The sequence below is a fragment of the Microvirga aerilata genome (genome assembly GCF_016743775.1).
Classification (GTDB): domain Bacteria; phylum Pseudomonadota; class Alphaproteobacteria; order Rhizobiales; family Beijerinckiaceae; genus Microvirga; species Microvirga aerilata.
The window spans coordinates 25,801-37,464 of sequence record NZ_JAEQMY010000049.1 but is presented as its reverse complement, the minus strand read 5'-3'; the positions used below and the strand labels follow the sequence as shown (position 1 = coordinate 37,464).

The 11,664-nt window shown below is 65.5% G+C and carries 6 protein-coding genes and 1 pseudogene; 4 read left to right on the top strand and 3 right to left on the bottom strand.

Annotation, left to right across the window (positions count from 1 at the left end):
- The 3 genes and pseudogenes from JKG68_RS22630 to JKG68_RS22620 all read left to right on the top strand — a co-directional run.
- Nucleotides 1–294: pseudogene (locus tag JKG68_RS22630) on the top strand (UDP-glucose 4-epimerase GalE); the annotation flags it as partial.
- A 93-nt stretch (nt 295–387) separates the two neighbouring features.
- Nucleotides 388–1,614, top strand: coding sequence for a lytic murein transglycosylase (locus JKG68_RS22625; protein WP_202063611.1), 1,227 nt, complete (start codon nt 388–390; stop codon nt 1,612–1,614).
- 57 nt (nt 1,615–1,671) lie between these two features.
- The gene (locus tag JKG68_RS22620; protein ID WP_202063610.1) at nt 1,672–2,937 is read left to right on the top strand and encodes an SGNH/GDSL hydrolase family protein; all 1,266 of its coding nucleotides are present in this window, start codon (nt 1,672–1,674) and stop codon (nt 2,935–2,937) included.
- 73 nt (nt 2,938–3,010) lie between these two features.
- On the opposite strand, the gene JKG68_RS22615 is transcribed toward JKG68_RS22620, so the two are convergent.
- Together JKG68_RS22615 and gltB are read right to left on the bottom strand one after the other, a co-directional pair.
- Nucleotides 3,011–4,432, bottom strand: coding sequence for a glutamate synthase subunit beta (locus JKG68_RS22615; protein WP_202063609.1), 1,422 nt, complete (start codon nt 4,430–4,432; stop codon nt 3,011–3,013).
- Between the two features lie 19 nt (nt 4,433–4,451).
- Nucleotides 4,452–9,188 carry a glutamate synthase large subunit gene (gene gltB, locus JKG68_RS22610; RefSeq protein WP_202063608.1) on the bottom strand — a complete coding sequence of 1,579 codons (4,737 nt, stop codon included), beginning with the start codon at nt 9,186–9,188 and terminating at the stop codon, nt 4,452–4,454.
- A gap of 694 nt (nt 9,189–9,882) precedes the next feature.
- Between gltB and JKG68_RS22605 the strand changes: the two genes are divergently transcribed.
- Nucleotides 9,883–10,959, top strand: coding sequence for a threonine aldolase family protein (locus JKG68_RS22605; RefSeq protein ID WP_202063607.1), 1,077 nt, complete (start codon nt 9,883–9,885; stop codon nt 10,957–10,959).
- A gap of 172 nt (nt 10,960–11,131) precedes the next feature.
- Here the strand turns inward: JKG68_RS22605 and JKG68_RS22600 are convergent, their stop codons facing one another.
- A complete protein-coding gene (locus JKG68_RS22600) occupies nt 11,132–11,590 on the bottom strand; it encodes an Hsp20 family protein (RefSeq protein ID WP_202063606.1) in 459 nt (152 codons plus the stop codon).
- Nucleotides 11,591–11,664: the final 74 nt, after the last annotated feature.

The window sequence follows — 11,664 nt, the reverse complement described above, 5'->3', positions numbered from 1 at the left end:
GCCCATCTGGTCGCCTTGGACCACCTGCGCAACGGAGGCGACTGCACGATCATGAACTGCGGCTACGGCCACGGCGCGTCGGTTCTGGAGGTCGTCGAGGTGGTCAAGAAGATGTCGGGCGTCGATTTCGAGGTTCGCCTGAGCCCCCGGCGGGCGGGCGATCCGGCTCAGCTCGTGGCAAAGGTCGACAAGATCCGCAGCCTGGGATGGGAGCCCCAGCACGACAACCTTGAGAGAATCGTCGAGCAGGCCCTGCGCTGGGAGCAGACCCTGGCGGGGCGAAAAGCCGCATAGGACCCTACCTATAAGGCTAGCTGTCAACCGGCTGTTAACCTGCGTAGTGTCGCAATGGCAGGACAGATCTGTCCTGTTTTGTGAGCGACTTCCATGCACCAGCCGCTTTCCCTGGTGCGCCGCCTTTCCGGCGCACTCCTTCTCGGTCTGAGCCTCACCGCCGGAGTGACGCTTGGTGCTCCGCCGATCCAGGCGCAGGAGGCGTCGCAAGCCGGCTTCGAGCGTTTCGTGCAGGGCCTCTGGCCCGCCGCCAAGGCGCGCGGCGTCTCGCGAGCGACCTTCGAGGAAGCATTCCGGGGCGTTGAGCCGGATGCCAAGATCATCGCTCTGACCAAGAAGCAGTCCGAGTTCGTGCGGCCGATCTGGGACTACATCAACGGCGCCATCTCGGCCCAGCGCCTCAAGCGCGGCCAGGAGGTGGCGGCCGAATGGTCCCAGACCCTCGCGGCGGTCGAGAAAGCCTACGGGGTTCCGCGCTCCGTGGTGCTCGGCGTCTGGGGCATGGAGACCAATTACGGCAGCTTCACCGGCTCGATCTATGCGGTCCGGGCCCTCGCGACGCTCGCCTATACGGGCTACCGGGGCGACTTCTTCAAGGAAGAGCTGCTCACCGCCCTTCAGATCCTGGAAGAGGAGCATGTGGACCGCTCCAGGATGCTGGGCTCCTGGGCCGGCGCCATGGGCCAGACCCAGTTCATGCCCTCGAGCTTCATGAAATTCGCCGTGGACGGCAACCGGGACGGCGTGCGCGACATCTGGTCCTCGGTGCCGGACGCCATGGCGTCCACGGCCAACTACCTGCGCCAGCAGGGCTGGCAGCCGGGGCTGCCCTGGGGCTATGAGGTCATGCTGCCGAAGGGCTTCGATTTCCGGCACCTGAAGCAGGGTTTTGTCCAGTGGCAGGCGCTCGGCCTGCGCCGGGCGGACGGAAAGGCCCTTCCGCGCTCGGGCGAGGCCTCCCTGTTCCTGCCGGGCGGAGCGGGCGGACCCGCCTTCCTGGTCACGGCCAATTACGACGTGATCAAAACCTACAACTCCTCGGATGCCTACGCCATGGGCGTCGCCCATCTCGGCGACCGCCTCTTCGGGGGACTGCCGATCCAGGGAGCCTGGCCCAAGGACCAGCCCATGCTGGACAAGGATCAGCGCCAGGAGCTGCAGGAGCGCCTTGCCGGCCTCGGCTTCTACGAGGGCAATGCGGACGGCAAGCTGGGGTCCAAGACCCGGGAGGCCGTGCGGAACTTCCAGCTCAGGCGCGGCTTGACCCCCGATGGCTATGCCGATGTTGCAGTCTTGCGCGAATTGCGCGCAACCCGCTGACGGAGTTCCTAAGAGGGTCTATAACAAGGCTGGCCCGGAACAAGATGGAACCTGCCGATGACGATGGCCCCGACCCTTCGCCGCCTTGCCCTGGCCCTGCTTCTCGCAGCGGGCAGCGGCTCCGCGGCACTGGCCCAGGCCGGCTACTACTATCAGCAGCCGCAGCCCGCTTATCGGGGAGATCCCCGGGCCTATCCTCCCGGCTACTATCCCGGAAAGCTGGTCCAGCCGGCGCAGCCTCAGCAGGGCTTCACCCTCCGCCGCTTCTTCGGAGCCCGGGAGGAGCCGTCGGTGCCGGCCCGCAAGCCGGTGGCACGGCCCCGCAAGCCCGCTCCGCCGCCGGCCGCCGTCGCGCGGCAGGAGAAGCCTAAGGTCGATCCCGCCACCCATGTGGTCGTGTTCGGGGATGCCCTGGCGGGCTATGCGCGCCAAGGGCTCGACGCCCACTTTGCCGAGAACCAGGACGTGGCGGTCGTTCCCAAGATCAGGGGAGATGCGAGCCTCGCCCGCACCGATCCGGCCGATTGGCCCAGTTTCATCAAGGCGGCCCTCGACGGGGGCCAGAAGGCCAGTGTGGCCGTCGTTATGCTGGGAACGAACGACCGGCAGTCGATCAAGGACGGCGAAGACAGCGTCGAGCCCCTGTCCGACCGGTGGAAGGACCTTTACCGCCAGCGGGTCGATGCGATCATGGGCACCTTCAAGGAGCGCAAGCTCCCGGTGGTCTGGATCGGCCTGCCGCCCATGAAAGCCAGCAAGATCTCCGAGGATCTGCTCGCCATGAACGAGATCTACAAGGACAGCGTTCAGCGCAACGGCGGAGTCTATGTGGATGTCTGGCCGGGCTTCGTCGACGAGGAAAACCGCTACACGGCCATAGGTCCGGATGTGGACGGCGAGCCGGCGAAGCTGCGAACCAACGAAGGTGTGTTCTTCACCAAAGCCGGCGCCCGGAAGCTCGCCTTCTTCGCCGATACGGAGATCAAGCGGCTCCTGGGCACGGGGGAGGCCGGAACGGCAACGGCGGCCGCCCCCAATCCGGGGGAGACGGCCCCCGCCGAGGGAACAGCCGTCCCGTCGGTCGAAGCCGCGATCCCTGCTCCGCCGGATGCTGCCGCACCGGTGTCCCTCCCCAGCAAGCCGCTGGTCGGACCGGTTCTGCCGCTCACCCGCCAGGATGTGGCACCGGGCGGCACGCTGGTATCGGCGCCTCCAAAGCTCAGCGGCGACCATGCCTATCCCGTGCAGCGCGCCCTGCGGACGGGAGTCCCGCCAAGCGCACGGCCCGGGCGAGCGGACGATTTTCGCTGGCCGCGCACCTAAGAAAACCTAACGCCATAAAAAAGCGGCGGCCCATCGGGTGAATGGACCGCCGCTTTTGATTGATAGCCGATGGTTAGACCGGCAGGGTGCTGGAGCCCGTCAGGAAGATGTCGATGGAGCGGGCGGCCTGACGGCCCTCGCGGATTGCCCAGACCACCAGCGACTGGCCGCGGCGCATGTCGCCCGCCACGAACACCTTGTCGCTCGACGTCCTGTAGCTCTTGTCGTCGGCCACCACGTTGCCGCGCCGGTCCATGGTGACGCCGGACTGATCCAGAAGACCTTCCTTCACCGAGCCGGCGAAGCCGATGGCGATGAAGACCAGGTCGGCCCTGAGGATGAACTCGCTGCCTGGAATGGGCTGGCGCCTGTCGTCCACGCGGGCGCATTGCACGCCGGTCACGCGGCCCTTCTTGCCCTCGATGCCGAGAGTCGCCGCCTGGAATTCGCGCTCCGCGCCTTCCGCCTGGGATGAGGAGGTGCGCATCTTGGTCGGCCAATAGGGCCAAACCGTCAGCTTGTCTTCCCGCTCAGGGGGCTTGGGGCGAATGTCGAGCTGGGTGACAGAGAGCGCGCCCTGGCGGAAGGCGGTGCCGACGCAGTCGGAGGCCGTGTCGCCGCCGCCGATCACCACCACATGCTTGCCCGCAGCCAGGATCGGCTCGGCGGTCACGTCCTCGCCGCCCACGCGCTGGTTGGACTGGGTGAGATACGGCATCGCGTAGAAGACGCCCGCCAGCTCCTGACCCGGCAGGTTCGGGTTGCGCGGATCCTCCGCACCGCCGGCAAACAGCACCGCGTCGAACTCGTTGTGGAGGGACGCGAAGCTCTTGTCGACGCCGATGTTCACGCCGCAATGGAAGACCACGCCTTCGGCCTCCATCTGCTTCACGCGCCGGTCGATGTGGTACTTCTCCATCTTGAAGTCCGGGATGCCGTAGCGCAGCAGGCCGCCGGGCTTGGCCTGGCGCTCGAACACGTGCACCTCATGGCCCACGCGGGCGAGCTGCTGGGCGGCTGCCATGCCGGCAGGACCCGAGCCGATGACGGCCACGCGCTTGCCGGTCTGGACATCCGCAGGCTCCGGCTTCACGAAGCCCATCTCCCAGGCCTTGTCGGCGATGGCCTGTTCGATGGTCTTGATGGTGACCGGCTGGTTCTCGAGGTTGAGCGTGCAGGCTTCCTCGCAGGGCGCCGGGCAGATGCGGCCCGTGAACTCGGGGAAGTTGTTGGTGGTGTGGAGGTTGCGCGCAGCCTCCTCCCAATCGTTGGACCATACCAGATCGTTCCAGTCGGGGATCTGGTTGTGCACCGGGCAGCCCGTCGGCCCGTGGCAGAAGGGGATGCCGCAATCCATGCAGCGCCCCGCCTGCTTGCGCAGATCGTTGGTGTCGAGCGGCAGCGTGAACTCGCGGAAGTGGCGCACGCGCTCACCGGCGAGCTGATACTTCTGCTCCTGCCGGTCGTATTCGAGAAAGCCTGTGACCTTGCCCATGGGTTTGCCCCTTCAATCCTTATTCCGCAGCCTGCAGGTTCCGGAGACGATCCATCTCCTGGAGCGCGCGGCGATACTCGACCGGCATGACCTTCACGAACTTCGTGCGATAGGTGGTCCAGTTGTCGAGGATCTCCTTGGCGCGGGTCGAGCCCGTATAGGTGTGGTGGTTGGTGATGAGCTGCATCAGGCGCTCCTCATCGGGGCCAGACATGTTGGCCATGATGTCGATGCGGCCCTTGGTCTCCAGGTCGCCGCCGTGATGGTGGAGGCGGCGCATCAGGTCCTCCTCCTCCTCGACGGGTTCGAGATCGACCATGGACAGGTTGCAGCGCTTGGTGAACGTTCCGTCCTCGTCGAGCACATAGGCGATGCCGCCGGACATGCCCGCCGCGAAGTTGCGGCCGGTCTGGCCGAGCACCACCACGAGGCCGCCGGTCATGTATTCGCAGCCGTGATCGCCCGTGCCCTCGACCACCGCGATGGCGCCCGAGTTGCGCACGGCGAAGCGCTCGCCCGCCACGCCGCGGAAATAGGCTTCGCCCGCGATCGCGCCGTACATCACCGTGTTGCCGACGACGATGGAGTTCTCAGGGCGCGCCTTGGACCGGGTCGAGGGGCTGATGATGATCTTGCCGCCCGACAGGCCCTTGCCGACATAATCGTTGGCCTCGCCCTCGAGGTTGAGCGTCACGCCGGCCGCAAGCCACGCGCCGAAGCTCTGGCCCGCCGTGCCTTTCAGCTTCACGGTGATCGTGTCGTCGGGAAGGCCCTCGTGGCCGTAGCGCTTGGCGACTTCGCCGGACAGCATGGCGCCCACCGTGCGGTCGGAGCTGCGCACCGTCGATTCGATGGTCACCGTCTCGCCGTTCCCCAGGGCGGGACCCGCCTGCGCGATGAACTGGCGGTCGAGTACGTCGACAATGGGGTGAACCTGCCGCTCCAGGTGACGGATCGCCACGTTCGGGCCCGCATTGGGCTTGTGGAAGAGCTTGGTGAAGTCGAGGCCCTTCGCCTTCCAGTGATCGATGGCAGCATTCTTGTCGAGCAGATCGGACTGGCCGATCATCTCGTCGATGGTGGTAAAGCCCATCTCGGCCATCAGTTCGCGCACTTCCTGGGCGACAAAGAAGAAGTAGTTGATCACATGCTCGGGCAGGCCCTTGAAGCGCTTGCGCAGCACCGGGTCCTGCGTGGCGACGCCAACGGGGCAGGTGTTCAGATGGCACTTGCGCATCATGATGCAGCCCGCAGCAATGAGCGGCGCGGTGGAGAAGCCGAACTCGTCGGCGCCCAGCAGCGCCGCGATGATCACGTCGCGGCCGGTGCGCAGACCGCCATCGGCCTGAAGGGCCACGCGGCCGCGCAGGCGGTTGAGCACCAGGGTCTGCTGGGTTTCGGCAAGGCCGATCTCCCAGGGCGAGCCCGCATGCTTGAGCGAGGTCAGCGGGGACGCACCCGTGCCGCCTTCGAACCCGGAAATCGTGATGTGATCGGCGCGGGCCTTGGCGACACCGGCCGCTACCGTGCCGACGCCCACTTCCGCAACCAGCTTCACCGACACGTCGGCCGAGGGGTTCACGTTCTTCAGGTCGAAGATCAGCTGCGCCAGATCCTCGATGGAGTAGATGTCGTGATGCGGCGGCGGCGAGATGAGGCCGACGCCGGGGGTCGAGTGGCGCACGCGGGCGATCTTGGCATCGACCTTGTGGCCGGGCAGCTGTCCGCCCTCGCCGGGCTTGGCGCCTTGCGCAACCTTGATCTGCATCATGTCGGCATTGACGAGATATTCCGTCGTCACGCCGAAGCGGCCGGAGGCCACCTGCTTGATGGCGGAACGCTTGGACATGCCGTTCGCCAGCGGACGGAAGCGCTCCGGCTCCTCGCCGCCCTCGCCGGTGTTGGACTTGCCGCCGATGGCGTTCATGGCGAGCGCCAAGGTCTCGTGCGCTTCCTTCGAGATCGACCCGAAGGACATGGCGCCCGTTGAGAAGCGCTTCACGATCTCCTGAGCCGGCTCCACTTCGCTCAAGGAGACAGGCGCGCGGCCGGCCTCCTCGGCGGGCTTGATGCGGAAGAGGCCGCGGATGGTCTTCAGCTCGGTGTCCTGCTCGTTCACCAAGCGGGCATATTCGCGGTAGCGGTCCTGCGCGTTGAGGCGCACCGCATGCTGGAGCGTTGCGACCGTATCAGGGTTCCAGGCGTGCACCTCGCCGCGCTGGCGATAGGCGTATTCGCCACCCACATCGAGCGCCGTGCGGTAGATCGGGGAGTCGCCGAAGGCGTCGCGGTGGCGGCGCACATTCTCCTCCGCCACCTCGTCCATGCCGATGCCTTCAATGGTGGTCGCCGTGCCGAAGAAGTCGCGGGCCACGAAGTCGGACTTCAGGCCGATGGCATCGAAGATCTGCGCGCCACAATAGGACTGGTAGGTGGAGATGCCCATCTTGGACATGACCTTGAGCAGGCCCTTGCCGATGGACTTGATGTAGCGCTTGATCGCCTCGTCCGCATCCACCTCTTCCGGCAGCTCGCCGGCCTCGCGCATGGCCGCGATGGTGTCGAAGGCAAGATAGGGATTGATCGCTTCCGCGCCGTAGCCGGCAAGACACGCAAAGTGGTGGATCTCGCGCGGCTCGCCGCTCTCGACCACGAGGCCGACCGAGGTGCGAAGCCCCTTGCGGATGAGGTAGTTGTGCACGGCGGCTGTCGCGAGAAGCGCCGGGATCGGGATGCGGTCCGGGCCGACCATGCGGTCGGACAGGATGATGATGTTGTAGCCCCCGTGGACTGCTGCTTCCGCGCGGTCGCAGAGGCGGTCGAGGGCACCGTCGAGGGCGGCTGCACCGAGCTCCGCATCATAGGTGATGTCGAGGGTCTTGGTATCGAAGCGGTCCTCGAAATGGCCGATGCAGCGGATCTTCTCCAGGTCGGCGTTGGTGAGGATCGGCTGGCGCACTTCCAGGCGCTTGCGGCGCGAGGTGCCCTCGAGGTCGAGGATGTTCGGGCGCGGGCCGATGAACGACACCAGGCTCATGACGAGTTCCTCGCGGATCGGGTCGATCGGCGGGTTCGTCACCTGGGCGAAGTTCTGCTTGAAATAGGTGTAGAGCAGCTTGGCCTTGTCGGAGAGCGCCGAGATCGGCGTGTCCGACCCCATGGAGCCGACGGCCTCCTGGCCCGTGACGGCCATGGGCTGCATCAGGAGCTTGAGGTCTTCCGCCGTGTAGCCGAAGGCCTGCTGGCGGTCCAGCAGCGACACGTCCGTGCGGGACTCCCGCGCCTGCACGGGCTTGAGGTCCTCCAGCACGATCTGGGTGCGCTTGAGCCACTCCTTGTAGGGATGAGCGTTGGAGAGCTGCTGCTTGATCTCGTCGTCGGAGACGATGCGGCCTTCCTCAAGATCGATGAGGAGCATCTTGCCCGGCTGCAGACGCCACTTCTCGACGATCTTCTCCTCCGGGATCGGCAGCACGCCCATCTCGGAGGCGAGCACCACGAGGCCGTCATCGGTCACCAGATAGCGCGCGGGACGCAGGCCGTTGCGGTCCAGCGTCGCGCCGATCTGCTTGCCGTCGGTGAAGCACACGGCGGCAGGGCCGTCCCACGGCTCCATAAGGGCCGCATGATATTCGTAGAAGGCGCGCCGGTCGTCGTTCATGAGCGGGTTGCCGGCCCAGGCTTCCGGGATCAGCATCATCATGGCATGCGACAAGGAATAGCCGCCGCGCACCAGGAATTCGAGGGCGTTGTCGAAGCACGCTGTGTCGGACTGGCCCTCGTAGGAGATCGGCCAGATCTTCGAGATGTCGTTGCCGAAGAGCTCGGAATCGACGGAAGCCTGGCGGGCCGCCATCCAGTTCACGTTGCCGCGCAGGGTGTTGATCTCGCCGTTATGGGCGACCATCCGGTAGGGATGCGCGAGCTGCCAAGTCGGGAAGGTGTTGGTGGCGAAGCGCTGGTGCACCAGGGCGATGGCGCTCTCGAAGCGCTCGTCCTGCAGGTCGAGGTAGTAGTCCCTGAGCTGGCTCACCAGAACCATGCCCTTATAGACGATGGTGCGCGAGGACAGGCTGACCGGGTAGTAACCCGCGGTGCGCGGGTCCTTCATGTCGTAGACGGCGTTGGAGATGACCTTGCGGGCGAGGAACAGGCGGCGCTCGAAGGTTTCGGCATCGTCCATGCCCGAGGTTCTGCCGAGGCTCTTGCCTTTGCCGACGAAGATCTGCCGATGCTGGGGCTCGGTGGCCTTCACGCTTTCGCCGAGGTCGCTGGAATCCACCGGCACGTCGCGCCAGCCGAGAAGCTGCAGGCCCTCGTCCGCGATCGCCTTGGTGACGATCTCCTCAACGAGCTTGAACCCTTCCGGGTCGCGGGGCATGAACAGGTGGCCGGCGCCGTACTGGCCCTCCTCGGGCAGCCAGATGCCGACCTTGGCGCATTCGGCGGCGAAGAACTTGTGCGGGATCTGAACCAGGATGCCGCAGCCGTCGCCCATCTTCGGGTCCGCCCCTACCGCGCCGCGATGGTCGAGGTTCTTGAGGATGGCGAGACCCTGCTCGACGATGTCATGGGTCTTGCGGTTCTTCATGTCGGCGATGAAGCCGACGCCGCAGGAGTCCTGCTCGTTGTTTGGATCGTAGAGGCCCTGAGCGGCGGGCAAGCCCGGATCGCGCACGAGTTTGATCGTATCCGCTGCGTTGGCCGTGCGGCTTGGCACTTGGGTTTCCAGGCTCTTGGTCGGCACGTCGCTCATGGCAGATCCTCACATCCGAACACATCTTCTGAAGCATCGGGCCCCGAAGGGGGACACCACTTTTGGGCCCGATGCTCCGTTTCCAGCGTGCGCATCGTCCGGCGCGGAAAACCGGATCCGCATTTCGCGGACGCGGCCCTTCGGGTCCGCACGATGCGCTGTTCTTTGAGGCGGCTTTTAGGCCCGCCGGATGATCGGATCGCCCGGGTGCCCGCCGCTTCTTAGGGTTGTCGAGGGTTGGGTCCGGCAGGGGAGCCCGCTCCTCGCGGGCATCCTTTGGGCTGTAGAATTCAGCCCAGAGTCGCCCGTCCCGCCCACGGTTTGCGGGCGGCTTTCGTGGTATCTCGTTTCGTTCGCGTCAGGCGAAGCATCAAGAAAACCTCAGGGGCACAAGAAGGGTGCAGGCACCCTAAAAGGGACAGTATCGCTGTCCTAATGCAGCCAAAGTGCCAGAGATCGGTGCAGCGCACAAGAGGCTTTAGAAATATTTTAGACAAAAGTTACAAGCCGGAGTCTCCGAATGTAACAAAAGCAGCATTTCGGCCCTCTGGAACGAAAGTCTCCACCGATGGGTCAATGATCTTGACATGTTGTCGGGTGCGCGTGGGCGTCCGGCCAACCTTCATGCCGGCGCATCGGAGCCATGCCTGAAAGGCTGTTCCCTTGGCGTGTTCGATGCTCTAGGAAGCCATCCATGAACTTTGCCAGCGACAACATCGTGGGAGCCAGCGCTCCCGTTCTCCAGGCTATCATGCAGGCCAATGCCGGCGCGATGGCAGCCTACAGCAACGACGAAATCTCCAAGCGGGTCAAGGCGCGCTTCAACGAGATCTTCGAGCGTGAGGTGTCCGTCTTCTTCGTCACGACCGGGACAGCGGCCAATGCGCTCGCTCTTTCCTCGGCGGTGCCGCCCTACGGCCTGTGCGTCTGCCACCAGGAGGCCCACATCATCGACGACGAGTGCGGCGCGCCCGAATTCTTCATGCACGGAGCCAAGCTTGCCGGGTTGCCGGGAATGGGCGCCAAGCTGAAAAGCGATGAAGTCGCCGCCTATCTCCAGGGCTTGCCCAAGGCGGTCAAGCAGATGCCCCCGAAAGCCTTGTCCGTCTCCCAGGTGACCGAGTGCGGCATGGTGTACGCCTTGGACGAGATCGCGGCCCTGGGAGCCGTCTGCCGCGAGCACGGGCTGTCCTTCCACATGGACGGCGCCCGGTTCGTCAATGCGCTCGTGGCGCTCGGCTGCACCCCGGCCGAGATGACCTGGAAGAGGGGCGTCGACATTCTTTCCTTCGGCGCCACGAAGAACGGCGGCCTGATGGCCGAGGCCATCGTGGTGTTCCGGCCGGACCTTGCGGAGGCGCTCGACTACCGGTCCAAGCGGGCGGGGCAGATCATCTCCAAGGGACGCCTCATCGCGGCGCAGTTCGAAGGCTATTTCGCGGACGACCATTGGCTTGAGAATGCCCGCCACGCCAACCGCATGGCAAAGCTTCTCTCGGAGGGCCTCTCCGGGCTGTCGGGCGTGCGCCTGGGCTGGCCGACCCAGGCCAACGAGGTGTTCCCGATCATCCCGCAGGCCCTGGACCGGGCCCTGAAGGCGGCCGGCATCCTGTACAACTCGTGGACCGAGATCAGCCTGCCGGAATCCGAGCGGGTGGGAGCGGACGAGGCTCTCATCCGCCTCGTGACATCCTGGGCGACCCGAGAGGAGGACGTCCGCAGGCTGCTGGAGATTGCCTCTTCGGAGGTATCCAGGCAGGCCGCGGAGTGATTGCCCTAACCCTGCCGCAATCTGCGGCGATTGATCCCCTCAAGAGACCGTTGACCAACGGGGCCCAACCAGCCCCGGCGGGATACCAAGGACCAGGTTTCAAAACAAAAAAGCGCCCCGGATCAACCGGGGCGCTCTTCGTTTGGGCCTCGTGAACAGGCGGCCTTACGGCTCAAGCAGCCTTCTGGGCTTCGATGGCCTGAGCACCGTTCGAGGAAATCGGGATGAGCTTCGGCTTCTTGGCCTCCGGGATCTCGCGCACGAGGTCCAGATGGAGCAGGCCGTTCTCGAGGGCAGCGCCCACCACCTGCACGCCGTCGGCCAGCTGGAAGCGCCGGTCGAAGCTGCGCGCCGCGATGCCCTGGTGAAGAACGTCGACCTTCCGCTCCTCGGAGGGCTTGCGCTCGCCGCGTACGGAAAGGGTGTTCTCCTTGACCTCGATGGTCAGGTCCCGGTCGGTAAAGCCGGCAACCGCGATCGAGATGCGGTAGGCATTCTCGCCGGTGCGCTCGATGTTGTAGGGCGGGTAGCTGGGGGCCGCATCGACGCTGACGAGCTGGTCGAGCATCGAGAAGAGACGGTCGAAGCCGACCGTGTTGCGGTACAGGGGAGCAAGATCGTACTGTCGCATGGCATATCCTCCGCTTGAAGCGACATGCAGATAAGGACCCACCTGTCACAGGCTGGGTCCGGGCTGTCGTGCCG